The sequence below is a fragment of the Achromobacter sp. JD417 genome, from assembly GCF_041879325.1.
GTDB lineage: Bacteria > Pseudomonadota > Gammaproteobacteria > Burkholderiales > Burkholderiaceae_B > Achromobacter > Achromobacter mucicolens.
The window spans coordinates 3,141,650-3,166,737 of sequence record NZ_CP087159.1 but is presented as its reverse complement, the minus strand read 5'-3'; the positions used below and the strand labels follow the sequence as shown (position 1 = coordinate 3,166,737).

Genomic DNA, 25,088 nt, shown 5'->3' with positions numbered 1-25,088 from the left:
CAGGCCCAATAAATAAGATTTAAGGCCGCGCAGCTGCGACCGGCTTGGGCGCTTGCGCGGGCGTGATGCGCCAGATCGTGTTCGACAAGTCGTCGGCCACGATGAGCGCGCCCTTCGGATCGACCGTCACGCCCACCGGACGGCCGCGTGTCGTGCCGTCGTCGTCGCGAAAGCCCGCGACGAAATCAACGGGCGGCCCGGACGGGCGACCATCCGTGAACGGTACGAAGACCACCTTGTAGCCCACCGGATCGGCGCGGTTCCAGCTGCCGTGCTCGCCGACGAACACGCCGTTGGCAAACCGGTCGCCCATCGTCGCGGTCGAGAAGTCCACGCCCAGCGCCGCCACGTGCGAACCCAGGCTGTAGTCCGGCGCAATGGCCGATGCAACCTTGGCGGGATCCTGCGGCCGCACGCGTTCGTCCACGTTCTTGCCCCAATAGCTGTAAGGCCAGCCGTAGAACGCGCCTTCCTTGACGGTCGTGAGGTAGTCGGGCACCAGGTCCGGGCCCAACTCATCGCGTTCGTTGACGACGGCCCACAACTGGCCCGTGTCCGGCTGAATCGTGAGCGCGGTCGGATTGCGCAGGCCCGTGGCATAGGTCTTGTATTCGCCCGTGCTGGCGTTGATGCGCCAGATACGCGCCCGATCCACTTCGGCCGTCATGCCGCGTTCGGTGATATTGCTGTTCGAACCGATGCCCACGTACAGATACTGCCCGTCGGCGCTTGCCGTCAGCGCCTTGGTCCAGTGGTGGTTGATCTCGGCGGGCAGCGGCGTGACCGTTTCCGGCGGTCCGCTTGCCTTGGTCTGCCCCGGTTCGTATGCGAACCGCACCAGCGCGTCCTGATTGGCCACATACAGCTGGTTGCCGATGAGGGCCAGGCCGTAAGGCGCGTTAAGGTTTTCCGCAAAGACGGAGGCCTCGTAGGTGCCATCGCCCTTGGTGTCGCGCAGCAGCGTCAGCCGGTTGCCGCCCTTGACGGGACTGGTGCCCCGGGCCTTGATGATGCCCGCGATCACGTCCTTGGGTTTGAGGTCGGGGGCACTACCGCCACGCCCCTCGGCGACCAGAATGTCGCCGTTGGGCAGCACGAGCGTCTGACGCGGAATCTTCAGGTCCGTGGCGATGGCCGATATCTTGTAGCCCTCGGGCACCGTCGGCACTTTGTCGCCCCATTTGGCGGGCTTGGCGATCACCATGTCCGGCAACAGCCCTCGCTCGGGCTTGGGCAGATCGGGCGACGGTCCATACTGGCCTGCGGTCTGCGCACCGCACACGCCCGCCACCACCAGCATCGAAACGCCGGCAAGCAATTTCGTCTTCTTCATAGCGGCCCCCGGATGTGCGGCGTGCGAAAGCCCAGCCAGAGGGCAACGAGGGCCAACACCGCGCCCACGACAGACAGGATCAAGCCGTTGGGCATGCTGGCCCACGCGTCGCGCGCATGGATAAACGCATTGAACAGCCCCACCAGCCAGGCTGCCAGCAGCACCACGGCATAGGGAACTACACCGCGCGCCCGCTGCGAGACCCTGAACAGGTCGACGATGGCAAACAGCAGCGCCACCGCCCCAAATATCAGCCCGCCAACGAGCAGCCAGGATGCGAAATTATTCCATTGGATGTGAAAAGTCTGCGCATACGCCGCGTCCGCGAGCGCCGCGCCAAGAAACAACGGGAACATCCCGGCAAGGAACACCGCAGGGAAGCGGCGCACGGTAAGGGCATACCGGTTTTCGATGAGTGTGGTCACGGGAATCGCCTCGTGGGTTGCGGGCCCAACCTGCTGCCCGTGGTGGGCGGCGCAGCAAGTGGCATGCCTATAACGCCTTCCGGAGGGTGCTACACGCCGAACTGGACGGATAGATCCCCCAGCCACGCGCTGGCCATCGGTTGGCGCCCTGCCAGAAAGCGCAGCGGCCCATCAGGCGCGATGCGCCAACTTGCGGACCCGAAGCGCGCCATGCCCCGCAGAGCGCAACGTGTACGGATCAGTCCCGCTTTGCCACCTTGAACCGTCCACACGGCAAGGCGCAACGGCACCGCGAGGCGCAGGCCCGGCCGAAATTCAACGCTTGCGACGGCCGTCCCGCCGGTCGCCATGGACGCCTGCTCTTCGGCGACTAAAGACGCGAACGTTCCATCTGCCGGCAAAGGCACGAAGTGGCCCATCTGTTTCGGAATGCCCCACAACTGCCTACCGCCCGCAGCAGCCGCCTCGTCGTCGACCCAGATCGGACCCACGATGCACGCCGGCGCCAGCAGCCCCGCGTGCCGCACTGCCGTAGCGAAGAGCAACTCGTTGTAGGCCAGCGTGCCGCCCGATTCGTAGGCCGTCCAGACCGTGGCGCAAATTGCGTGGCGTCCCAGAGTGACCAGGCGCGCATCGCCGGGAGGAAGCATGGGCAGGTCGGCAAGCGGCACCCGCCACATGCTGAGGAGTGCATGGCCGCTCAGTTTCCACGGCGCCTGCGGATACGAAGATGGCGAATCCGTGGGCATTGCGTCGTCCGCCAAGCCCTGCGTCATGCCGCTCGAAGGAGGCATCATGCTGGCAATCTCCTGTTCGGAAGCGATGGTGCAAAGACAACACCGCGCACGTTGCACTCGATCTTAAACGTCCCTGCGACAGAACGCCGCACGCGATTCAATTCGGTCAGAATGCGTGAAGTTCTGTAATAGAATCCCGCCCATGCCTACTCACCGGGACTCTGCGCAAAAGCCCCGCGGCCTGCCTTGGCGGTTTCTCGTCTGCCTGGCAATGGCCGCTTTCGTGCTGCGCGCCCTGATCCCAAGCGGCTTCATGGCGGCGCCGTCCACGACGTCGCTGATGCTCTCGTTGTGCGAAGCCGGTGGCGCGATCAGCGTGACCTTCGACCTGCCGGCCGAGCCGAAGTCCAAGCATGCGGCAAGCGATGCCTGCGCCTTCGGCGCCCTGGCCGCGCATGCGATTCTGCCGGAGACGGGTCTTGCGCCCGTGCTGACGGCGCAAGCCGCCTACGCAGCTCCAGAAACTCCCGTCCACCGCGCGGCGCCGCCCCTGCCCGCGCTGGGGCCGCCCCTCGGTTCACGCGCCCCGCCTTCCCTGTCTTCCTGATCCGCCGCGCCCGCGCCTAGCGCCGGGCCCGGCCGCGCCTTGCCGACCGACTTTTCCGCAGTCGGCAGATCTTGTCGAAGACATCGAAGAAGAGGGATCCTCTTGACCATCGCTCGTTCGCACGCGTGCCTCGGCACGTCTTTGCTCCTGGCCGCCTTCAACGCCGCCGCCCAAACCTCCCCCGCCACCCTCGCCCCCATCACCGTGATGGGCGGCGCCGAAACCGCCCTGACGACCGAAGCGTCCACGGGCTCCAATCTGGGCCTGACGCCCATGCAGACGCCGGCCAGCGTCGACATCATTTCGCGCGAACAGATCGAGTCCCGCGGCGATGCCAGCGTGATCGAGGCCATCACCCGCGCGCCGGGCTTTTCGGCCGCGCCCCATCCGGGCAACGGCAACAGCGCCTTGTCGGTGCGCGGCTTCACCGACAGCACGTCGGTCATGCGCCTGTACGACGGGCTGCGCCAGTACGGCGGCGTCGGTCTGACGTTTCCGTTCGATACGTGGTCGGTCGAGCGCATCGAGGTGCTGCGCGGGCCCGCGTCCGTAATCTATGGCGACGGCGCGATCGGCGGCGTCGTCAACGTGATCCCCAAGCGTCCGACGCGCGGGCCCATCCAGAACGAGGTGCAGGCCACCATCGGCACGCAGGACACGGCGCGGCTGGGCCTGGGCAGCGGCGGCGCGCTCAGCGATACGTTGTCGTATCGCCTGGACGTCAGCGGCAACTACACGGACGGCTACGTGGACCGGGGCCAGGCGGGCGATGCCACGTTCTCCGGCGCGCTGCGCTGGGACGCGACGCCGGACCTGAACATGACGCTCAGCTACGCCTACGGCTACCAGCGCCCGATGCGGTATTTTGGAACGCCGCTCATCAACGGCGAGCAGGACGACGCGGTGCGCAAGCAGAACTACAACGTGTCCGACAGCTTCATGCGCTTTCGCGATCAGTGGACGCAACTGGACACGGTCTGGACGCCCAGCGACGCGACCACCGTGCGCGCGCGCCTGTACCACGTGCAAAGCGACCGCGACTGGCGCAATGCCGAGCGGTACGTGTACAACCCGGCAACCGGCCTCATAGACCGCTCGGACAACACGCAGATCACGCACGACCAGACCCAGACCGGCCTGACGACCAGCGCCGTGTTCAAGGGCCAACTGGCCGGCCTGGAAAACACGGTGTCCGTGGGCTTTGACGTCAACCACGCCACGTTCAAGCACATCAACAACACGTACACCGGCAGTTCGGGCCCCGTGGATCCCTATGATCCGGCGCATGGCCACTACCAGAGCAACGTGCCGTTCATCCCGCGTTACCGCAACGAGGCCGACCAGTTTGCGCTCTTCGTGGAAGACCGCCTCGCGCTGACGAGCAAGTGGTCTCTCATCGGCGGCCTGCGCTACGACCATGCGAAAGTGACGCGCGACGATCTGGTCACCGGTCAACGCGCCCTGTCCAGTACGTATGCCGACGTGGGTTGGCGCGTGGGCACCGTGTACGACCTGACGCCGGATCTGGCTGTCTACGCACAGTACGCGGAAGCGGCCGATCCGGTCAGCGGCCTCTTGATGCTCAGCCCGGCCAACGCGGGGTTCGACATGTCGCGCGGCAAGCAGATCGAAATCGGCTTGAAGCAGAATTTCCTGGATGGCCGAGGTGAGTGGACGCTGGCGGCCTATGAGATCCGCAAGACGAACCTGTTGTCCCGCGACGCCGACGATCCCAGCCTCAGGGTGCAGGTCGGCGAGCAATCGTCCCGGGGCGTCGAAGCGTCCCTGTCGATGGCGCTGGCAGCCGGCTGGTCGATCGACGCCAACGCCACCATGTTGCGGGCCAAGTACGACGACTTCTCCGAGTCGGTCGGCGGCGCGGCCGTGTCGCGCGCGGGCAATGTGCCGCCCAATGTGCCGCAACGCCTGGCTAACCTGTGGCTGAGCTGGAACTTCCAACCGGGCTGGACGGCAATGGGCGGGCTGCGGTATGTGGGCAAGCGCTATGCGGACAGCGCCAACACCATCGAGTTGCCCTCGTATACGACCACCGACCTCGCGCTGCGCTGGGACGTCAACAAGGACACCGCCATCACGGCCCGGGGTTTCAACGTCTTTGACCGCGCGTACTTCACCACCGCGTACTACACCAATACGCAGTGGTTTTACGGGCCCAGCCGCCGCTTTGAGCTGACGTTGAATCACCGGTTCTAAGGGGCGCCGACCATGGACGCCAAGGCGCGCCTGCGCAGGCTGACCTACCTGGCTCACCGCTGGCTGGGCGTGGCCGGCTGCTTGCTGATGTTTGGGTGGTTTCTCAGCGGGATTGTCATGCTGTATGTCGGCTACCCGAAGCTCACGCCTGAAGAACGTTTCGCCAGCCTGCCCGTGCTGGCAGTCGACGCATACCGTATGCCCGACGCGGCGCAGGCCGCGCCCGGGAGCGCCGTGCTGACGTCGGTGCGTGGCGAGGCGACGTTCATCCTGCCGACCCCGGATGGTCCGCGCGCATGGTCCGCGTCGACAGGCAAACCTGACGGGACGGTGACGGCGGACATGGCGGTGGCCGCCGCCCGCGCGTTCTGGCCGGCGGGCGCCGCGCGCCATGCGGGCCTCATCGACGAGGACCGCTGGACGCATTCGCGCGGGCTGGACCGCCATCGACCGCTGCATAAGGTAAGCATGTCGGGGGACGCGGCCGGCACGCTGTATGTCTCTTCGGCGACGGGCGAAGTCGTCCTGGACGCGCCCCTTGCGCAGCAACGCTGGAACTACGTGGGCGCGTGGCTGCATTGGCTGTACATGGCGCGCGACCGGTCCGTGGATCCGGTCTGGAGCTGGACAGTGATCGTGCTGTCCGCCCTGTGCACCGTGCTGGCGATCAGCGGCGCGGTGGTCGGCGTGTGGCGCTGGCGTTTTCGCGGGCGCTACAAGTCCGGCGCACGCACGCCGTACCGCGAGGCCTGGATGCGCTGGCACCACATCGCGGGCCTCGCCTTCAGCGCGTTCGTGTGCACATGGATCTTCAGCGGCCTCATGTCGATGAATCCCGGCGGAATTTTCTCCGCGCCCCACGCAGGGCCCGACAGGCAAGCCATGACGGGCGTGCAGGCAGGCACAGCGGTAGGCACGGCGGTAGGCACCGCGGGAGGCACGGCCGGCCTAGCGCCGTTGCCGGTGCTGCAAGCGCTGCATGACGCGGGATTTCAAGCTGTCCAGCTCGAATGGCGGTGGATGGCCGGACACCCCTACGTGCTGGCGCGCGACGCATCGGCTGACAGCCGGATCATCCGCCGGCAGGACAACGCGCTCATCGTGCAGACGGACTGGCAGCCGCAAGCCGTCATCGATGCCGCCCGCGCGCTGTTTCCCGACGCGGCAATGCAGGCGCAGGTGCTTGACCACTACGATGCGTACTACTACGCCCGCCACGCCGAAGCCATGAACGGCGGTGCGCCGCGTGGCCTGCCCGTGCTGCAATTGGACTTCGATAACGCAGCGGGGGATCGCGTCTACGTGGACCTGCGCACCGGCGAACCCGTGCTCAGCCTGTCGCGCGCGCAGCGCGCCGGACGCTGGCTCTTTTACTTCCTGCACAGCTGGGACACGCCCGCCTTGTTGCATGCCGGCGTGGGCCGCGACCTGGCAATCATTCTATTGAGCGTGGGCGGCCTGGCCATCTGCGCCACCGGCACCGTGCTGGGCGTGCGGCGGCTGAGAAACACGGTCCGTGGGAGCGGCGCGCGCTGACCTTACGGCCCGACCCGGCAGGCCATGTGCAAGCGATGCGGGCAGACGGGCCATGTTGACGCGCCGTGCGTCAATCCGAATGCGGCTGCGGCGGGGTGTCCATCGACGCGTCGACCTCGGAAATCGTCTCGCCCGGATATGCGGCACGCGCCGCGGCTGCGGCGGCATCGCGCGTCGGATAAGCGCCCGCATTCTCCTGGACGCCCAGCAACGCAATGCCCCGGAAGCCCCACTGGCCATCCGCGCGTTGAAAGACTTCGACGATCATTGCGATTCCTCTTCGCCGCTGGGCGCGGGTCGATTGCCGCTCCCGCCGGTCGGCGCCCCGCTGCGCGCCTCGGCTTCCTCCTGGGCAACGGCCTGATCGAAGCCCGGCTGGTCGTGGCTGCGCGCGCTCGGCGGATGGTCGATATCGGGCACGCGTTCCGGGGGGGTGGCGGGACCGGACGGGCGCAGCGCGCCCGCGTTGACATCGGGCTGGCCCGGAATGGATTCACGCGCGCTGCCGGATTTGGATTGCGTCATGGACGGCTCCTGTGCATCAAGGGTAGTGAACGGGCGAGCAAGTGCTGTTCCTGACCGGCATGCGGCGATGGTCTGCGCGAGCAGCCCGCCCCCGGCCAGCCGCTCAAGGCCGGCCGGGCAACGTGCGTAGAAACGCGGCAATGTCTAGGGCATCCTGTTCGCTGACCCCGAGGTCGGGCATCGCCGTGCCGGGCTTGACGGCGGCGGGGTCGCGCAACCAGCGCTCCATGTTTTCAGGTGTGTTGGGCAGGACACCCGCGATATACGCCCGCTCGCCCATCTGGTCCAGCGCCGGTCCCACGTAGTTCCATGCCCCCGGCACGCCCGGAATCGCGTGGCACGTGACGCAAAGGTACTGCTGAATCGCGATGCGGCCCGCCATGGCGTCTGCCTCCCGGACCGGGGGCTGCGCCGATGCACGCGGCGCGGCGGCCGCTTGTGCGACGCCGTCCCGCTGGTAGTCCTGGGCGGACATCGCGGGCAAGACGCGCAGGAATGCCACCACGTCCCAGATCTCGTCGTCGGTCAGCCGGTACTGCCACGCCGGCATGCCGGTCATCTTGATGCCTTGGCGCGTCAGCCAGAAGATCTCTGCCGCGGTACGGGTGCGTGCAGAGGCCACGAGCGCGGCGGGCGCGGGATTCAAGCCCAGCGCGTACGGTTGCGGCGCCACGCCGGGCCCGCCGTGGCACTGGGCGCAATTGGCGCGATAAAGGCGCGAACCATTCTGGATGCGCGCGGGCACGTCCAGATCGGGCGCCGTGATGTCCGCTGATCGCATCTTGACGGCACGCGTCAGCGCGACGTCCAGTAGATGGTGCACCGGCGTGGTGTGCGGCGACGTGGCGGTCACGTCGTACGCGCCGAAATACACCACCGCGCCACCCAGCACGCCCGCAACGGCGGCAGCGCCCGCAAGCGTCAGTGAGACGGTTTGCTTCCAACGCTTCATGGCGCCCTCGTATTGCCGCGGCCGGCATCTCGCAGCAGATACGCCGCGATCGCTTCAGCGTCGACCTCGCGCAGGCCGGTGTCGGGCATGGCCGTCCGGGGATTGATGGCAGGCGGGTCCATCAGCCAGCGCACCATGTTCTGGGGCGTATTGGGCAACAGCCCGGCAATGTAAGCCTGCCGCGCCATGTCGCCCAGCGGCGGGCCAACCCGAGTCGCCGGGCCGCTGACGCCCGGTACCGTATGACAGGCCGTGCAGCCGCGTTCGGCGATCAGCTGCCGCCCCCGGTCGGCGTCGGCCCCGCCCAGCAGCCCGTCCGCAGCACCCGGGGAAAAGAGCGGTGCCTGCCCATCCTGACAGGCGACCAGCGCAAGACTCGCCAGCAACGCGGGCAAGAGGCGGTTGGGTCGGGCAATCCGGCGCAAGGCGGTCTCCTGATTCGCGCGGAACCACGCTAAACGCGCACCCGCCAGCAAACCGCGTGCCCAGTGCCCGCGTGCGCACCCGGGAATGGAAAGTGCTGACCCCGCCCATCGCGGGGCCGGCGGTATCCACCCACCGGGCCACTGCCGCGCCGGTCTGCCGGCTCGCGGCGGGGGATCATCCACCACAAGAACATGGCGAAACTCCTTCTCATCCTGATCGCCGGATTGCCGACCGCCGCAAGGGCGCAGCCCAGCGGCGAAGACGCCGCTCGGATCGCCGACATCGGCTGGGTGCTCTACGTGGGCGCGACGGCGATCTTCGTGGGGGTGGCCGCACTGATCGCGGTGTCGATGTTTGGCCCGGCGCCGCTGCGCCACAGGCTTTCGCGGCCCGCCCTTATCGTGGGCGCGGGCATCGTGTTTCCGGTCGTGGCGCTGACCGCGTTGCTGGTCTACGTGTTGACGCCATCACCGACCGCGGCACGCGAAGCGACGTATGCCGCGCGCATCGAGGTGACGGGTGAGCTGTGGTGGTGGCGCGTGCGCTACCTGGACGCGCAAGGCGGGCTGCTCTTCGAGACGGCTAACGAGATCCGCATTCCGACCGGCAAGCCGGTGCAATTCCTGCTCAAGTCGGGCAACGTGATCCACAGCTTCTGGATCCCTGAGCTGGGCGGGAAGCTCGACATGATCCCGGGCCGCGTGAACACGATGCGCGCGCTGGCGCGCACGCCCGGCACGTTTCGCGGCCATTGCGCCGAGTATTGCGGCGCACAGCACGCCCAGATGCGGTTCGACGTGCAGGCGGTGGACGCCGCGGCGTTCGACGCGTGGGTGCAGGCGCAACGCCAGCCTGCCCGGGCCGCCGAACCGGCGCTGCGGCAAGGCGAGCGGCTATTCATCCAGGCCTGCGCGCAATGCCACACCGTGCGCGGCACGACGGCTGGCGCAATGCTGGGACCGGACCTCACCCACGTAGGCAGCCGGCCTACCCTGGCGGCCGGCATCCTGCCCAACAACGTGGGCGCGATGGGCGGCTGGATCGCCGGCAGCCAGCAGATCAAGCCCGGCAATGCGATGCCGTCCTTTGACCGATGGCCGGGCGAGGACCTGCGCGCCGTGGCCCGCTACCTGGAAAGCCTGAAGTGACGCCCCCGACCACCCCGCCCCCGCTTCCCAACCCACTGCCGCGGCCAGCGGACGAATTCGCGCAGCTAGAGCGCGCCTGGAAGCGGCCAACGGTATGGCGGTCGCTGACGGTCGTCAACAACACGTCCATTGGCCTGCTGTACATCGGCACCGCGTTGCTCTTCTTCATCCTGGCGGGCGTGTTGGCGCTGATGATGCGCACGCAGCTGGCCGCGCCCGACAGCAACCTGATCGGTCACGCGCTATACAACCAGCTTTTCACCATGCACGGCACGGTGATGATGTTTCTCTTCGCGGTGCCTGCGGTGGAAGCAGTGGCTGTGCTGCTGCTGCCCAACATGCTGGGCGCGCGCGACCTGCCGTTTCCCAGGTTGTCGGCCTACGCTTACTGGGCCTATGCCATTGGCGGACTGGTTTTCTTCTGCAGCATCTTCGTGGGGCTGGCGCCCGATGGCGGCTGGTTCATGTACCCGCCGCTGACCAGCGCGCAATACTCGCCCGCCATGAACGCCGACCTGTGGCTGCTGGGCATTGGCTTCATCGAGATCTCCGCCATCGCCGGCGCGATCGAGCTTGCCGTGGGCATCCTGCGCACGCGCGCCCCGGGCATGACGCTGGACAAGATTCCTGTGTTCGCCTGGGTCATGCTGGTGTTCTGCGGCATGGTGATCGTCGCCTTTCCGGCCGTGATCGTCGCCACCACGCTGCTCGAACTGGAACGCGCCTTCGACATGCCGTTCTTCATCACCGGACGCGGCGGCGACCCGCTGCTCTGGCAGCATCTGTTCTGGTTTTTTGGCCACCCCGAGGTCTACATCATCTTCCTGCCCGCCGCCGGCATGGTGTCGATGATGATTCCCGCAATGACGGGCGCGCCGCTGGTGGGCTACAGGCTGGTGGTGCTGGCGGTCATCTCGACGGGGTTCCTGAGCTTTGGCCTGTGGGTGCACCATATGTTCGCCACCGGGATCCCGCAGTTGTCGCTCAGCTTCGCGTCGGCCGCGAGCATGGCGGTGTCGGTGCCGACCGCGATACAGATATTCGCCTGGATCGCGACCCTTGCCGCGGCGGTTCGGTTAAGGCCGCTCAAGACGCCGATGCTGTACATCCTGGGGTTCTTCTTCGTGTTCGTCATCGGCGGCCTGACCGGCGTCATGGTCGCCGTGATCCCGTTCGACCTGCAGGCGCACGACACCTACTTCGTCGTGGCGCATCTGCATTACGTGCTGTTCGGCGGCATGGTGTTTCCGCTGTTCGCGGCCTTCTATTACTGGACACCGTTCATCAGCAAGCGGCCCCTGTCCGAGCGGCTGGGCCGCTGGGGTTTCTGGCTGATGTTCGTGGGCTTTAACGTGGCCTTCTTCCCGATGCACTTCACCGGCCTGGCCGGCATGCCGCGCCGGGTGTACACCTATGCGGAAAGCCAGGGGCTTGGCCCGCTCAACCTGCTCTCGACCGTGGGCGCATACCTGATCGCCGCGGGTGTGCTGGTGTTCCTGATCGACCTGGCGCGCAATTTCCGGCCTACCATCGACAACAACGCGGGCAACGTCTGGCGCGCGGGCACCTTGGAATGGCTGCCCAGCGGCAGTTACGGGCTGCGCAGCGTGCCTGCGGTAACCAGCCGCGAGCCGCTCTGGGACCAACCGGGCCTGGCGCAGCAGGTGGACGACGGCCAGCATTATCTGCCCAACGCACCCGCCGGCCTGCGAACCACGCTCGTGACCGGCGCCCTGGAGGCCCGGCCCGACTATGTGCTGCCGCTGCCCGGCCCCGCGTGGTCGCCCCTGCTGGCAGCCGTGGGCACGGCCGGCTTCTTCCTGCTGCTGACCTTCAAGCTGCTGCCGCTGGCGGCGGCGTTTGGCGTGCTGGCCATTGTCTCGCTATGGCGCTGGCTGTGGGACGCGGACACCGGCCCCGACCACCCGCCGGTGGACATTGGCGGCGGCCTGCGGCTGCCCATGATGTGCTCGGGCAGCGCGTCGCACGCGTCGTGGGCGATGGTGCTGCTGCTGATTGTCTGCACCAGCATCTTCGGCTCGTTGATGTTCAGCTACCTGTTCCTGTGGACCACGAACCCGCAGGCCTGGCCCGATTCCGGCGACTTGCCCTCACCGGTCCGGCCAATGCTGTCGGCCATGATGCTGCTTGCGGCCGCCGCCCTTGCCCTGGCCGCCGGGCGGATGATGACGCAGAACCGCCAAACGGCGCTGCGCGGCTGCGTGGCCGGGGCCGCGCTGTTGCTGGCCGCCGCGCCGGCGCTGGATCTGGTCACGCATTGGCAGGCCGGACTTCGGCCGCAGGCCAGCGCCTACACCGCAGCCACCTACGCGGTCGCGGGCCTGCAGGCGTTTTTTGGCGGCCTGGCTGTGGTGATGGCCGCCTTTACCGTGGCGCGGTCGATCGCGGGGCGGCTGCGCCCCACGCGCCGCGCCGCGCTCGACGCCACACAGGCGATGTTGCTGTACGCCGTGGCGCAAGGGCTCATCGCATTGGCGCTGCTGCACGCCTTTACGCGGCTGACGGGATGACCATGAAAACGCGCTTTTCGGTCGAACTGCTGTACCTCATCGCCGGCCCGCTGATATGGCTGGCGCACTTCCTCTCCATCTACATCGTGAACGCGCTGGCCTGTGCTCGGTCAGTGTTGACCGGGTTGTGGTTGGGCCTGCCCATCTCGTCATGGATCATCGTTGCGGGCAGCGCCGCGGCGTTGGCGGCGATGGCGGTGGCTGCCTGGCGCCAGCGGGCGCGGGTGCGGGCCCGGAACGCACCGCCGTTTCACGCCTGGCTTGCCGCCACGCTATGCGGCCTGTCCGCGGTGGCGGTCGTGTGGGAAACGCTGCCGGTTTTCCTGCTGCCGGCATGCCAGTAGAAAGGCGCGCCGGTCGCCCCTGCGGCAACGCTATTCCGCCCATTCCGGGTCGCCGGTAAACACCACCGTCAACCAGCGATCCGGGCTGTCGGCGCCCAGCGCGTTGCCGATCTCGTCGCGCAGGCTGTCCCATGCCGCGACCGTGCGCGCGGGCATATCGGGCGGTACGATGAAATACAGTTCAATTTCCTGCGAACGCCCCACCTTGGCGACATACGCGCGATAGGACGCGAAGCGATAGCGTTCCACGAACGCCTGGGCCACCGTGTCCACGTGCTGTTTCAGGTCGGCAGGCGTGACCAGCAGCATCTCGGACAACGCCTGGCGGATGACCGACAGCGGCAAAGGGATGATCACCGCGCACACGACCGCCAGCACGGCCGGGTCGATGTAGGGCGAAATCCACTCCCACCGGGTGCCCTGCACGCCGTATCCGATGCAAAAGGCCACCAGCAGCGCGGCCGTGATGCTGGCCGACATGATCCAGCCCTTCAAGTCCATGTGCAGGAATGCCGAGCGGATCCGGCGATTGGCGCGCGCCTCGGCCAGCGCAATCGCCACACAGGCGGTCAGGGTCAGCACGGCATAGATCAGCGCCAGGCCGAACTCCAGCTCGCGGCCTCCCTTGAGCAGACTGCTCACCGCGTTGATGAGGGCGTAGACGGCCACCCCGCTAAGCAGTATCCCGTTCAGCGCCAGCACCATGGGCTCCAGATGCCAGAAGCCCATCGTGAAGCGTTCGCGAAGCTTGCGCGGCAGCCCGCGGGCCGTGGCGTACGACGTGATCAGCCGCACCACCACCAACGACAGCGCGCTCATGCTGGCGTCCACCAGCGAATAAACGCCGTCGAACACGATGGAGAACGAACCGGAAGCCACCCCGAAACCGATGCCGATGACGGCGATGCAAAGCGTGACCGCAATCGAGATCCGCAACACGCCCTGCTCCGTGCGCAGGTCGAACAATGCCGTGCCTGAGGTCATGGTTCCTCCGAGGGGACTGCCGTGGCGCTCACGATAACCGTATTGCCCCCGATTAGGGAGACAACGACGCCATGATGGGATACCCCCTAGGCCGCGAAGGTCTTCTGCCACAACCTACTTAACGTAGGTTACGATTGGTAGGTTACTTCCTTGCGACCAGGACTTTCCCCATGCACGCCCTCATCGTCGTTGCCCATCCGGACCCCGCGTCCCTCACGCACGCCATTGCCGATCATGTCGCCCAAGGCGTTGCGGACGCCGGGCCCGAACATTCGTTCGAGCTTGCGGATCTGGCAGCCGAAGGCTTCGATCCCCGGTTCTCCCAAGCCGACGCCGCCCTGCACCTGACCCCATCCAACCCGCCCGCCGACGTTGCCGCCGAACACGCGCGCATCGATCGGGCCGACGCGCTGATGCTGGTGTATCCCGTGCATTGGTGGTCGTTTCCCGCGCTGCTCAAGGGATGGATCGACCGCGTGTTCACCAACGGCTGGGCCTACGATGCCAATCCCGACGGCAAGGTCATCAAACGGCTGCAACGCCTGCAGGTGCACCTGATCGCCAGCGGCGGCGCGGATATGCGCACCTATGCCCGTCACGGCTACTTCGGCGCGATGAAGACCCAGATCGATCACGGAATCTTCGGCTATTGCGGCGCGCGCGTGGCAACATCCGACTTGCTGGTGGCGTCCGACGCCGGCTATCCCAAAGCGCACCTGGCCACCGCCCGGGCCATCGGCCAACGCATCTTTGCCCCGCAACCCTGAAACCGACCTCGACAGCCGCCCTGATGACGTCCCACCCTGCCCCTCCCCCCCGCCGCCGGCTGTCCAAGGACGCGCGGCAACGCCAGCTCATCGAGGTGTCCTGGGCGCTGATCCGCGACGAAGGCACGGACGCCCTGACCCTGGGCCGGCTTGCCGAGAAAGCGGGCATCTCAAAGCCGGTCGTCTACGACCACTTCGGCACCCGCAACGGGTTGCTGGCGGCGCTGTACCAGGATTTCGACCTGCGCCAGACCGCGATCATCGACAGCGCCATCGCCGCCAGCACGCCGACTCTCGCCGGCAAGGCAGACGCCATCGCCACGCAGTATGTGGAATGCGTGTCGGTGCAAGGACGCGAGATTCCCGGGGTGCTCGCGGCGCTGAACGGCTCGCCGGAACTGGCCGCCGTCAAACGGCAGTGTCAGCACGCCTTCATCACGAAATGCCAGGCCATCCTCGCCCCGTTCGCCGGCCGGCAAGGCGTGTCCCTGGCCGGCATGTGGGGCATGCTCGGCGCGGCCGACGCGCTCTCGCAAGCTGCCGTTGCGGGCGAAATCACCCAGGAAGCCGCGCGAGCCGAGTTGTTCCGGATCATCGTGGACCTGGTCAAACGCGCTCCCGCCAGCTAGCGTCCCGATCCGGCCTTACTTTGTCGCGACGATCACGTGCGCCTGGATCCGGCCCGTGATCGGGCCCGCGCCGTAGCGGTCGGCCAACGCCTCGGCCGCCCGTTCCGTGGCCAGCTGCATGAGGCCCGCGTCGCGCGCTTCGATCTCATTGCGCAGCGGCGTGCCCTGGCAGTAGGCGGTGGCCGCCTCCAATGGCCCCGCCGCGCGGCTGACGTCCGCACGGGTGTCCATCCGAATATCGTCAAAGCCTGCGCGGCGAAGGTCGTCGCGGATCTTTTCCACGTCGTGGTAGCCGTGCGGCGTGCGCGCCAGAAAGCGTGGCGGGTCCTGCGGAAACACGGCCGCCATCGCGCGCGTCACGTCATCGGCGAAGTCATTTTCCTCGATGCGGTCCCACACGCTGAAGACGAAGCGCCCCCCGGACTTCAGCACCCGGCGCGCTTCGGCAAAGCCCGCGGCCCGGTCCGAGAAGAACATGACGCCGAACTGGCAGCACACCACGTCAAACGACGCGCAGTCGAACGGCAGATCCAGCGCATCCGCCCAGCGCCATTGCACCGCGCAACCAGCACCCTGCCGGGCGGCCGCGTAATCGAGCATCGGTTGATTCAGGTCGGTCGCCACATAACGCGCCCCGGGGTCCAGCAGAGGCGCAAGCGCCCGCGTCACTGCCCCGCTGCCTGCCGCGGTCTCCAGCACGTCCTGAGGCGCAAACCCCGCGACCAGCGCCGCCATGTGGTCGGCGTAACCCTGGAAGATCAGCGGCACCATGAGCGTGTCGTAAAGCGCCGGAATCGATCCCGCGAACACCTTGTCGAAGTCGGCCACGATGCGGCTCCTTTAACGGCGTTGCCGATGCCCGACATCAACACGAGGCGAGTCGGGCAAGGACGCACAGACGTCCACAGCCCCCAGCTTAGCGCCGACCCGCCTCGCCCACACTAGCCGCGCCGCCTCACTCCACCGACGCGCCCGACTTCTTCACGACTTCCGCCCAGCGTGGAATCTCGGTCGCCATCAGGTCGCGCAGCTGATCGGGCGTGCTGCCCACCAGCTCCATGCCCATGGTCTTGCCCAGCTTTTCCTGCACGTCGGGCTCTTTCAGGATCAGGGCGATCTCGGCGGCCAGCTTGTCCAGGATGGGTTTGGGCGTGCCCTTGGGCGCGTAGACCGCCTGCCAGGACGCCATCTGGAAGCCGGGCACGCCCGCTTCCTGCATGGTCGGCACCTCGGGCGCGAGCGCAATGCGGTCCTTGGTGGTAACGGCCAGCAGCTTGAGCTTGCCGGTCTGCAGGAGCGGCAGCGCCGCCGTCATCTGGTCGAACATGAAGGTCACCGCGCCGGACGATACGTCCACCATCGCGGGCGGCGTGCCCTTGTAAGGCACGTGCGTGAGGGGCACGCCGATCATGCCGGAAAAGAGCTCGCCGGCCAGGTGCGTCGAGGTGCCCGCCCCCGAGGACGCGAACGTGCGTTTGGTGGGGTCGCGTTTGAGCAGCGCGATCAGGTCGGCCACCGAATTGACGCCCAGGTTCGGATCCACCAGCAACACGTTGGGCAGGAACGCGATCAGCGACACCGGCTCGAAGTCCTTGACCGGGTCGTACTTCAGGTTCTTGTAGAGGCTGGCATTGATGGCGTGCGTGCTGATCGTGCCGCCGAACAGGGTGTAGCCGTCGGGCGGCGCCTTGGCCACGTAGGTGGCGCCGATGCCGCCCGCGGCGCCCGGCTTGTTCTCGACGATGACGTTCTGATGCAGGCGGTCGCCCAGCTTCTGCGCCAGCACCCGGCCGACCACGTCGGTCGAGCCGCCCACGGTAAACGGGACGACGTAGGAAATCGGCTTTTGCGTGGGCCAGTCGGCGGCGCTGGCGGGCAAGGCCAGCGTGCCAAGGACGGCGCCGGCCAGTAGCGCGGCAAGCGCGCCGCGTCGTTGCGTGTTCATCATGTGTCTCCTGCCTTGTTTTATAGGTATGCGTATGGGGGTGCCGGCAGTGCCGGCGGCAAGGCTCAGCGGCCTTGTTCTTTGCGCCAGGCGGCGAACTTGTCCTTGGTGCCCGGGTCGGTCGGGGGATACAGGCCAAGAATGGAGGCGCCGCCTTGCACCTGACTGGTCACGAAGTCCTCGAAGGCCGTCATTTCCACGGCCTCGATGGCGATCTCGTCGGCCAGGTGCGCAGGGATGACCACCACGCCCTCGCGGTCGCCCACGACGATATCGCCCGGCCACACCGCCACGTCGCCGCAGCCGATGGGCGCGTTGATGTCCAGCGCCTGGTGCAAGGTCAGATTGGTGGGCGCCGACGGGCGCTGGTGATAGGCGGGAAAACCCATCTCGGCGATTTCGGGCGAGTCGCGAAAGCCCCCGTCCGTCACCACGCCCGCCACGCCGCGCTTCATCAGCCGGGTGACCAGGATGGAGCCCGCGGACGCGGCGCGCGCGTCCTTGCGGCTGTCGATGACGAAGACCGCGCCTTCCGGGCAGGTCTCGACCGCGGCGCGCTGCGGATGCGCGCGATCCTCGAAGACCTTGATGGTGTTCAGGTCCTCGCGGGCCGGGATGTAGCGCAGCGTGAAGGCCGGGCCCACCATGTTGGGCAGATTGGCGTTCAGCGGCCGCACGTCCTGGATGAACTGATTGCGCAGGCCGCGCTTGAAGAGCGCCGTGCACAGCGTGGCGGTGCTGACGCCGGCCAACCTGGCGCGGGTTTCGGGATTCATTTGGGACACGATGGCTCCGGGAGTATGGGGCGGATGTTGGGGGGAAGGGAATCAGAAGATCGCGGGCTCGGGCACGGGCGCGCCGAATTCCGCTTCCAGAAAATCGAAGTCGCAGCCGTCGTTGGCCTGCAGGATGTGCCGGGAGTACATCCAGCCGTAGCCGCGCTCGTAGCGCTTGGGCGGCGGCGTCCAGGCGGCGCGGCGCGCGGCCAGTTCCTCGTCGCTGATGTTCAGGTTGATGCTGCGGGCGGGCACATCCACGGTGATCGTGTCGCCCGTCTTCACCAACGCCAACGGGCCGCCGATGTAGCTTTCGGGCGCGACATGCAGGATGCAGGCGCCGTAGCTGGTGCCGCTCATGCGCGCATCGGACAGGCGCAGCATGTCGCGCACGCCCTGCTTGACCAGCTTCGTCGGGATGGGCAGCATGCCCCATTCCGGCATGCCGGGACCGCCCTGCGGGCCGGCATTGCGCAGGATCATGATGTGGTCCGCGGTCACGTCCAGGTTTTCGTCCTCGACGGCGGCCTTCATGCTGGGGTAGTCGTCAAACACCAGCGCCGGGCCCGTGTGGCGCAGGTATTGCGGCGCGCACGCGCTGGGCTTGATGACGCAGCCGTCCGGCGCGATGTTGCCCCGCAGCACGGCCAGCGCGCCCTCGTCGTAGATCGCCTCGTCCAGCTTGCGGATCACGTCGTCGTTGTAGACCTCGGCGCCCGCGATGTTTTCGCCCAGCGTCTTGCCCGTGACCGTCATGGCCGACAGGTCCAGGTGATCATCCTGCAGCCGGGTCATCAGCGCGGGCAGCCCGCCCGCGTAGTAGAAATCTTCCATCAGGTAGGTGTCGCCACTGGGCCGGATGTTGGCGATGACCGGCACCTTGCGGCTGGCCGCATCGAAGTCGTCCAGCCCCACCGCGCAGCCCGCGCGGCGCGACATGGCGACCAGGTGAACGATCGCATTGGTGGAACAGCCCATCGCCATGGCGACGTTGATGGCGTTCTTGAACGAGGCCACGCTCAGGATGCGCTGCGGCGTCAGGTCGTCCCAGACCATCTCGACCACGCGCCGGCCGCATTCGGCCGACATGCGCATGTGGTTCACGTCCGCCGCCGGGATCGACGAGGCGCCAGGCAGCGTCATGCCGATGGCTTCGGCGATGGCGGTCATGGTGCTGGCCGTGCCCATCGTCATGCAGGTGCCGTAGCTGCGGGCAATGCCGCCTTCCACTTCCGTCCATTGCTCCTGCGTGATCTTGCCGGCGCGGCGTTCGTCCCAGAGCTTCCAGGCATCCGATCCGGACCCCAGGATCTTGCCCTTCCAATTGCCGCGCAGCATGGGGCCCGCGGGCACGTAGACGCATGGCAGTCCGGCGCTGATGGCGCCCATGATGAGGCCCGGCGTCGTCTTGTCGCAGCCGCCCATCAGCACCGCGCCGTCCACAGGGTGGCTGCGCAGCAGCTCCTCGGTCTCCATCGCCAGGAAGTTGCGGTACAGCATGGTAGTGGGCTTGACGAAGGATTCGGACACCGAAATGGCGGGCAGTTCCACCGGAAAGCCGCCCGCCTGGAACACGCCGCGCTTGACGTCTTCGACGCGCTGCTTGAAATGGCTGTGACAGGGATTCAAGTCGGACCAGGTGTTGATGATGGCAATGACCGGGCGTCCGGCCCAATCGTCCGGGCCGTAGCCCATCTGCATCATGCGGGAGCGGTGGCCGAATGAACGCAGGTCGTCCTTGGCCATCCAGGCGGCGCTGCGCAAGCTTTCGTAGGTGCGTTTCATGGGAGATGCGAGGGATGCGGAAGTCGGGGTGAAAGCATTTAAACACTAATACATTAGTGCGTCAGCTAGGTGAATACCCGCTACACTGCGACATTCGTTATCAGCCTTTCCCCACGCGGGACCCGGACACGCTTACCTGATGCAAAGCCAAAAGCTCAGACTGGATCGCTCCCGCCACGCGGCGCCCCAGGTTTTCGACCACCTGCGGCGCCAGATCATCTCGCTGGAGCTCGCGCCCGGCGCGCCGCTGTCGCGCGTCACGCTGGCGGACTGCTACGGACTGAGCCAGACGCCCATCCGCGACGCGCTCATGCGCTTGGCCGAGGAAGCGCTGGTCGAAATCTATCCGCAGCACACCACGGTGGTCAGCCGGATCGACATCGCCGCCGCGCGCCAGGCGCATTTCCTGCGCCGCTCGCTGGAGCTGGAAATCGTCCACCTGCTTGCCCAGCGGGCCGACCCGCTGCTGCTCCAGCGCCTGCAGTCCTCCATCGATCTGCAGCGCGCCGCCCATGCCAGCGGGCAATACCAGCAGTTCATCAACGCGGACCAGGCATTTCACCGCGATATGCACGAAGCCGCGGGTGTGGCCAGCCTGTGGGAGATGGCGCAGCGCTACAGCGGCCATCTGGACCGGTTGCGCCGGCTGCATCTGCCCGAAACCGGCAAGGCCGAACGCATCCTGGACGATCATCAGCGCCTGCTGGATGCCATCGCCGCGCAGGACCCGGCGCGGGCGCAGCAGGTGCTGCGCGAGCACCTGTCCGGCACGCTCAGCCAGGTCGCGGAAATCTGCAAGCGCTATCCCGAGTACGTGGTGGCCGACTAGCCGCCGGCGCGGGACCCGCGTTTCGCCTCAGTCCAGCGGATAGCGCTGGATGACGGTCTTGCCGCCGCGCTCGGCAAGCGTCAACAGTGCGTCGCCCGTCTGGTCCAGGCCCAGCAGCCCGCGCTCCTGCGCATGCGACAACTGGAACGGCCGCCAGGAGCGGCCCTTGTCGCGGCTGTAGAAGTAGGTCTTGGTGTAGTCGGCGCCCGAGAACAGATGCTCGGCATAGGTCTTGATGACCCACGCATTGCGGCCGAACCACGCCTGCCCGATCCAGGACGAGGCGCCGCGCACATTGGGCGACCGCGACCGCTTCACCCAAACCATCCCCGGCTTGTCCAGCTGGTAGATGCTGTCGCCCTCGGTCTCGAACACGGGCTGGTCACGCGTCAAAAGCGCATGGGCATCCTGCGACGGAACTCGGGGCACCTCCGGGGTAATGCGGAACGCAGGCGAGGCGCCTTCCTGGAATTGCACCTCGAAGCGCCGCGTTTCAATCAGTTGGGGCGCCTCCTGGCCTTCGGGACGCACCCGCGTGCGCCAGCTCCAGCCCACCGCGCGCGTCTCGTCCAGCGGGTACAACGACCAGCCATAGCCAAGCTGCTCGACGCCGTAGGCCTTGCGGTCCCGCTCCGCCGTCTCGGCAAACCTGCGTTCGAAGGCGGCCGAATCCGGCCAGACCTGTTCCTTGAGCCGGGTCGCCGCCCAACGCTTGGCGCCGTCGCAGCTATAGAGCAGGCGCACGCCGGTCTCGTGGTGCTCCAGCGCAATCGCCAGCCGGTCGGTCAGAAAGGCGGTGTGCTGCTGCGGCACGCCCAGCGTCACGTCGGGATCATAGGTCCAGGTCGCGCCCAGGTCGTCCGAACGCAGCGTGTCCCAGGCGGGCGGCTGATCGCCTTCGCCCGAACTGCGCAGCGTGCTGGTGATGAGGTACAGCGGCTGGCCGCCCGGCGCGCCAATCAGGGTCACGCCGGTATCGCCGCTGATGGAGCCCAGCAGCTCGAACACCCCCGTGCCGTGGCCCCCATAAATGAGGTTGCGGGCATCGGTGGTGGTGCGGCCGGTCTGCAGCATGGTCAGGGCCAGATCGCCCTGGCCGTGCGCCAGGGTGGTGATCGCGCCGGCCTGCGCCAGCCGGATCCGCTGCTTCTGCAGGCGTTCCTTCAGGGCCGGAACCTGCGTATCCAACACGGGCGCCTGCGCCAGGCCCTCGATGTCCTTGGCGGTGACCAGAAGTTGGCCGGTCAGCAATTGGCGCTCGCCGAAACGCTGGATGGCAACCCGCGAGTATGAAGCCAGCGCGGGCCCGTTCAGCTCTCCCACGAACTCGCTGCGCGGCAGCGGATCGCCCATTGGGATGATCTGATAGATGCCCCGGGCCAGCACGGCGGCGGTGATGACCGCAAGGCCGGCGGCCACGAGTCTGATGGTCTTGGGTCCAGGCATGCTGGGCATAATGCCAGCCCCCCGCGCCGCCAGCCATTTATCGAACGGACGAAACTATAGCGCGTTGCGCCCGGTTCTCTATACTGGCGTAACGCATGCTCACGTCTTGCCGGACGCGCGCCCCTGCCCCGACACCACGGAACCGCCCATGACCGCAAGGCCTCCCTCTGCCCTATTCGCCCTGGCCCTGTTTGTCGCGGCAAGCGGCTGCCCGATCGCGCACGGCGCCGCCGCCAACGATCCGGCCTGGGTGCCGGTCGACCCGCAGGCGATGCCGGGCGTGTTCTACGACAGCCATTCGATCCGAGCCGTGTCGGAGAATCCGGCTGTCCGGGCAGTGACCGTGGCCTGGTTCTACGCCCAGCCCCGGATTTCCGAGGCCAACGGGCAGCCCTACGGCTCGGTCACCCAGCCGGTGACCATGAACTGCAGCGCCAACACGTATACGGTCACCCAGGTCTTGCACCACGCAGGCAACGACGCCACCGGGGCGATCGTCGAATCGATTCCGGTGGCGGGCATCCGCAATGCTCCCGTCACGCGCGACCCGGTGCAGCGCCGGCTGCGCGACCTGGTCTGCGCGGCCAACGGAAAAAGCGCGCGGAAATAGCGCGCTTTTCCCGTCGACGCCGCCCGGGGTCAGACCTGCGCCAGCGCCTGATCCAGGTCGGCGATCAGGTCGTCGATGTGCTCGATCCCGATGGACAGGCGCACGGTTTCCTCGCGCACGCCGGCCTTTTTCAGTTCCTCGGCATTGAGCTGACGGTGCGTGGTGGACGCCGGATGCGTCGCCAGCGACTTGGAATCGCCAATGTTGACCAGGCGCGTGAACAGCTGCAACGCATCCTGGAAACGCGCGCCGGCCTCGCGGCCACCCTTCACGCCAAACGTGAACAGCCCCGGCACCTTGCCGCCCAGGTACTTCTTGGCGAGCGCATGGTCGGGATGGTCCGGCAGGCCCGCGTAGTTCACCCATTCCACCTTCGAATGCTCACGCAGGTAGCTGGCGACCTTGACCGCGTTCTCCACGATGCGGTCCACCCGCAGGGCCAGGGTCTCGATCCCCTGCAGGATCTGGAACGAGTTGAACGGCGAGATCGCGGCGCCCGTGTTGCGCAGCGGCACCACCCGGGCGCGTCCGATGTACGCAGCCGGTCCGAAGGCCTCGGTGTACACGACCCCGTGGTAGCTCACATCCGGCTCGTTCAGACGCTTGAAGCGCGCCTTGTGCTCGGACCACGGAAACTTGCCCGAGTCGATGATGGCGCCACCCAGGCTGGTGCCGTGTCCGCCCAGATACTTGGTCAGCGACTGCACCACGATGTCGGCGCCATGCTCGATGGGACGCAGCAGGTACGGCGACGGCACGGTGTTGTCGACAATCAGCGGCAGGCCGTGGCGATGCGCCAACTCGGCCAGCGCGGCGATGTCGGTGATGTTGCCCAGCGGGTTGCCGACCGATTCCGCGAAGATGGCCTTGGTGCGGTCGTCGATCTGCGCCTCGAAGGCGGCCAGGTCGGACGGATCGGCAAAGCGCGTGCTGATGCCGTACTGCGGCAGCGTGTGCGCAAACAGGTTGTAGGTGCCGCCATACAGCGTGCTGGACGACACGATGTTGTCGCCGGCTTCGGCAATGGTCAGGATCGCGTAGGTGACGGCGGCCTGGCCCGAGGCCAGCGCCAGCGCGGCGATGCCGCCTTCCAGGGCCGCCACGCGCTGCTCCAGCACGTCGGTGGTCGGATTCATGATGCGGGTGTAGATGTTGCCCGCGACCTTCAGGTCGAAGAGGTCCGCGCCGTGCTGCGTGTCGTCGAACGCGTAGGCCACCGTCTGGTAGATGGGCACGGCCACCGCGCGCGTGGTCGGATCAGGCCGGTAGCCGCCGTGGACAGCCACGGTTTCCAGGCGCCAGTTGGGCTTCTTCGCTTCAGTCATCAGTCTCTCCGGTAAATGCGTGTTTGAAAATTCAGATCAGGCGGCAAACGCGCGCGCGGCGCGCAGAATGCGTTCGATGTCTTCATGGTTGTTGTAAGCGCCGACAGACAGGCGCACATAACCATACTCCACGATGCTCGCCACGACACCTGCCTGCGCCAGGTGCGCAAGCGCCGCGGCGGGGTTGGCGACGCGCAGCGCCGTGGTGGTGCTGCGCACCTCGTCGCCCGGCGGCGACACCACCTGCGCGCCCAGACTCCGCAGTCCATCGCTCAAAGCCTGCGACAGCGCCAGCACCCAGGGTTCGATGCGCTCGGGCCGCGCCTGTTCGATAAGGTCCAGCGCGCCCGCCCAGCCAGCAAGGCCGGGATAGTTCAGGTTGCCCGTTTCCAGCCGGCGGGCATCCGCCGCGTCAGACACCGCCACCTGCCATTGCAGGCCGGACTTATCCAGCGTGGTCACGCCGGACGGGCCGACGTAATGCGGATTCAACGCAGCCAGCAGCCCCGGCGACACGTGCAGCAGCCCCACCCCCAGCGGTCCCAACATGCCCTTGTGCGCGCCGCACGCAAACGCATCGACGTGCCAGTCGTCCACCTGGGCGCGCAGCAGGCCCGCACCCTGGATGCCGTCGACCACCAGCCAGATGCCGCGCTCGGCGCAGCGGCGTCCCAGCTCCAGGATGTCGGTCCGCAGTCCGGTGCCGTACTGCACCCAGGACACCGCGATCAAACGCGTGCGGGCGTCAACGTGCTGCCACAGGTCATCCACCGTAAAACGATGCGCGCGCGCCTGCGCCACACGCACCTGCACGCCGCGCCGGCGCAGATTCAGCCATGGCAAGGCGTTCGACGGATGCTCCTGGTCGTCGACGATGAGGTTGTCGCCTTCCTGCCAGGCCAGTCCTTGCGCGACCGTGTTCAAGCCCTCGGTGGTGTTCTTGGTGAACGCCAGACGACGCGCGTCGCCGCCGATCAGCCGCGCCAGCCGCACCCGCAACGCGTCGGCATCGCGCAGCCATTGCGGCTTGTCGCTGCGCGCATGCGTGATGCTGTCAAAGAAGCCAGCCACCGCGTCCGACACCCGCGGCGACAACGGGCTGGTGTAGGCAATGTTGGCGTATGCCTTGTCGCGCGTGATGGGAAACCACTGTCTGAATTCGTCCTGCCAAGCCATGCGCAACCTTCGTCGCCGGACCACCCGGCATGCGGGCA

At 67.2% G+C, this 25,088-nt stretch carries 25 protein-coding genes; 10 read left to right on the top strand and 15 right to left on the bottom strand.

Features of this window, described 5'->3' with window-relative positions:
- Positions 1-19: 19 nt before the first annotated feature.
- The 3 genes from LN047_RS14485 to LN047_RS14475 form a co-directional block, all read right to left on the bottom strand.
- Positions 20-1,333 carry a sorbosone dehydrogenase family protein gene (locus LN047_RS14485; protein WP_373979362.1) on the bottom strand — a complete coding sequence of 438 codons (1,314 nt, stop codon included), beginning with the start codon at positions 1,331-1,333 and terminating at the stop codon, positions 20-22.
- Complete coding sequence (locus LN047_RS14480) at positions 1,330-1,758, bottom strand: DUF2231 domain-containing protein (RefSeq protein ID WP_373979361.1); 429 nt, start codon at positions 1,756-1,758, stop codon at positions 1,330-1,332. Before LN047_RS14480 ends, LN047_RS14485 begins: the two co-directional genes overlap by 4 nt.
- Before the next feature lie 89 nt (positions 1,759-1,847).
- The gene (locus tag LN047_RS14475; protein ID WP_373979360.1) at positions 1,848-2,555 is read right to left on the bottom strand and encodes an acetoacetate decarboxylase family protein; all 708 of its coding nucleotides are present in this window, start codon (positions 2,553-2,555) and stop codon (positions 1,848-1,850) included.
- A 142-nt stretch (positions 2,556-2,697) separates the two neighbouring features.
- Between LN047_RS14475 and LN047_RS14470 the strand changes: the two genes are divergently transcribed.
- The 3 genes from LN047_RS14470 to LN047_RS14460 all read left to right on the top strand — a co-directional run bounded on the left by LN047_RS14470 (position 2,698) and on the right by LN047_RS14460 (position 6,852).
- Positions 2,698-3,102, top strand: coding sequence for a DUF2946 family protein (locus LN047_RS14470; protein WP_142055052.1), 405 nt, complete (start codon positions 2,698-2,700; stop codon positions 3,100-3,102).
- A 102-nt stretch (positions 3,103-3,204) separates the two neighbouring features.
- Positions 3,205-5,316, top strand: coding sequence for a TonB-dependent receptor (locus LN047_RS14465; RefSeq protein ID WP_373979359.1), 2,112 nt, complete (start codon positions 3,205-3,207; stop codon positions 5,314-5,316).
- 12 nt (positions 5,317-5,328) lie between these two features.
- Positions 5,329-6,852 (top strand): PepSY domain-containing protein, encoded by a 1,524-nt coding sequence (locus tag LN047_RS14460; protein WP_373979358.1) that lies wholly within the window; start codon positions 5,329-5,331, stop codon positions 6,850-6,852.
- A 70-nt stretch (positions 6,853-6,922) separates the two neighbouring features.
- Here the strand turns inward: LN047_RS14460 and LN047_RS14455 are convergent, their stop codons facing one another.
- From LN047_RS14455 to LN047_RS14440, 4 genes are all read right to left on the bottom strand, one after another.
- The gene (locus LN047_RS14455; RefSeq protein WP_338615404.1) at positions 6,923-7,120 is read right to left on the bottom strand and encodes a hypothetical protein; all 198 of its coding nucleotides are present in this window, start codon (positions 7,118-7,120) and stop codon (positions 6,923-6,925) included.
- Positions 7,117-7,377: a hypothetical protein gene (locus LN047_RS14450; protein ID WP_373979357.1), complete on the bottom strand. Its 261-nt coding sequence runs from the start codon at positions 7,375-7,377 to the stop codon at positions 7,117-7,119. The genes LN047_RS14455 and LN047_RS14450 overlap by 4 nt, the downstream gene beginning before the upstream one ends.
- Positions 7,378-7,480: 103 nt before the next feature.
- Positions 7,481-8,329 carry a c-type cytochrome gene (locus LN047_RS14445; RefSeq protein ID WP_373979356.1) on the bottom strand — a complete coding sequence of 283 codons (849 nt, stop codon included), beginning with the start codon at positions 8,327-8,329 and terminating at the stop codon, positions 7,481-7,483.
- Positions 8,326-8,754, bottom strand: a complete 429-nt coding sequence (locus LN047_RS14440) for a cytochrome c family protein (RefSeq protein WP_373979355.1) — start codon at positions 8,752-8,754, stop codon at positions 8,326-8,328. The genes LN047_RS14445 and LN047_RS14440 overlap by 4 nt, the downstream gene beginning before the upstream one ends.
- A gap of 192 nt (positions 8,755-8,946) precedes the next feature.
- On the opposite strand from LN047_RS14440, the gene LN047_RS14435 reads away from it, so the two are divergent.
- From LN047_RS14435 to LN047_RS14425, 3 genes are read left to right on the top strand one after another with little or no spacing between them, the layout of a single operon-like run.
- Positions 8,947-9,903 (top strand): c-type cytochrome, encoded by a 957-nt coding sequence (locus tag LN047_RS14435; protein WP_373979354.1) that lies wholly within the window; start codon positions 8,947-8,949, stop codon positions 9,901-9,903.
- A complete protein-coding gene (locus LN047_RS14430; RefSeq protein WP_373979353.1) occupies positions 9,900-12,434 on the top strand; it encodes a cbb3-type cytochrome c oxidase subunit I in 2,535 nt (844 codons plus the stop codon). Before LN047_RS14435 ends, LN047_RS14430 begins: the two co-directional genes overlap by 4 nt.
- A gap of 2 nt (positions 12,435-12,436) precedes the next feature.
- Positions 12,437-12,778, top strand: coding sequence for a hypothetical protein (locus LN047_RS14425; protein ID WP_373979352.1), 342 nt, complete (start codon positions 12,437-12,439; stop codon positions 12,776-12,778).
- Between the two features lie 30 nt (positions 12,779-12,808).
- Here the strand turns inward: LN047_RS14425 and LN047_RS14420 are convergent, their stop codons facing one another.
- Positions 12,809-13,762: a cation diffusion facilitator family transporter gene (locus LN047_RS14420; RefSeq protein ID WP_373979351.1), complete on the bottom strand. Its 954-nt coding sequence runs from the start codon at positions 13,760-13,762 to the stop codon at positions 12,809-12,811.
- Between the two features lie 170 nt (positions 13,763-13,932).
- On the opposite strand from LN047_RS14420, the gene LN047_RS14415 reads away from it, so the two are divergent.
- Both LN047_RS14415 and LN047_RS14410 read left to right on the top strand, forming a co-directional pair.
- On the top strand, positions 13,933-14,529 hold the full coding sequence (locus tag LN047_RS14415) for an NAD(P)H-dependent oxidoreductase (RefSeq protein ID WP_373979350.1): 597 nt from the start codon (positions 13,933-13,935) through the stop codon (positions 14,527-14,529).
- 23 nt (positions 14,530-14,552) lie between these two features.
- Positions 14,553-15,158: a TetR/AcrR family transcriptional regulator gene (locus LN047_RS14410; protein ID WP_373979349.1), complete on the top strand. Its 606-nt coding sequence runs from the start codon at positions 14,553-14,555 to the stop codon at positions 15,156-15,158.
- A 15-nt stretch (positions 15,159-15,173) separates the two neighbouring features.
- Here the strand turns inward: LN047_RS14410 and LN047_RS14405 are convergent, their stop codons facing one another.
- The 4 genes from LN047_RS14405 to araD form a co-directional block, all read right to left on the bottom strand.
- The gene (locus LN047_RS14405; protein WP_373979348.1) at positions 15,174-15,986 is read right to left on the bottom strand and encodes a class I SAM-dependent methyltransferase; all 813 of its coding nucleotides are present in this window, start codon (positions 15,984-15,986) and stop codon (positions 15,174-15,176) included.
- 127 nt (positions 15,987-16,113) lie between these two features.
- Positions 16,114-17,103 carry a tripartite tricarboxylate transporter substrate binding protein gene (locus tag LN047_RS14400; RefSeq protein WP_223575795.1) on the bottom strand — a complete coding sequence of 330 codons (990 nt, stop codon included), beginning with the start codon at positions 17,101-17,103 and terminating at the stop codon, positions 16,114-16,116.
- 65 nt (positions 17,104-17,168) lie between these two features.
- On the bottom strand, positions 17,169-17,879 hold the full coding sequence (locus LN047_RS14395) for a ribonuclease activity regulator RraA (protein ID WP_062841452.1): 711 nt from the start codon (positions 17,877-17,879) through the stop codon (positions 17,169-17,171).
- Positions 17,880-17,930: 51 nt separating this feature from the next.
- The gene (gene araD, locus LN047_RS14390; RefSeq protein ID WP_373979347.1) at positions 17,931-19,664 is read right to left on the bottom strand and encodes an L-arabinonate dehydratase; all 1,734 of its coding nucleotides are present in this window, start codon (positions 19,662-19,664) and stop codon (positions 17,931-17,933) included.
- A gap of 139 nt (positions 19,665-19,803) precedes the next feature.
- Between araD and LN047_RS14385 the strand changes: the two genes are divergently transcribed.
- On the top strand, positions 19,804-20,493 hold the full coding sequence (locus LN047_RS14385) for a GntR family transcriptional regulator (protein WP_142055024.1): 690 nt from the start codon (positions 19,804-19,806) through the stop codon (positions 20,491-20,493).
- A gap of 27 nt (positions 20,494-20,520) precedes the next feature.
- On the opposite strand, the gene LN047_RS14380 is transcribed toward LN047_RS14385, so the two are convergent.
- Complete coding sequence (locus LN047_RS14380) at positions 20,521-21,939, bottom strand: hypothetical protein (RefSeq protein WP_373979346.1); 1,419 nt, start codon at positions 21,937-21,939, stop codon at positions 20,521-20,523.
- 148 nt (positions 21,940-22,087) lie between these two features.
- Between LN047_RS14380 and LN047_RS14375 the strand changes: the two genes are divergently transcribed.
- Positions 22,088-22,549 carry a surface-adhesin E family protein gene (locus tag LN047_RS14375; protein WP_373979345.1) on the top strand — a complete coding sequence of 154 codons (462 nt, stop codon included), beginning with the start codon at positions 22,088-22,090 and terminating at the stop codon, positions 22,547-22,549.
- Positions 22,550-22,578: 29 nt separating this feature from the next.
- Here the strand turns inward: LN047_RS14375 and LN047_RS14370 are convergent, their stop codons facing one another.
- Together LN047_RS14370 and LN047_RS14365 are read right to left on the bottom strand one after the other, a co-directional pair.
- Positions 22,579-23,874: an O-acetylhomoserine aminocarboxypropyltransferase/cysteine synthase family protein gene (locus tag LN047_RS14370; protein WP_373979344.1), complete on the bottom strand. Its 1,296-nt coding sequence runs from the start codon at positions 23,872-23,874 to the stop codon at positions 22,579-22,581.
- Between the two features lie 36 nt (positions 23,875-23,910).
- Positions 23,911-25,050, bottom strand: a complete 1,140-nt coding sequence (locus LN047_RS14365) for an aminotransferase class V-fold PLP-dependent enzyme (RefSeq protein WP_373979343.1) — start codon at positions 25,048-25,050, stop codon at positions 23,911-23,913.
- Positions 25,051-25,088: the final 38 nt, after the last annotated feature.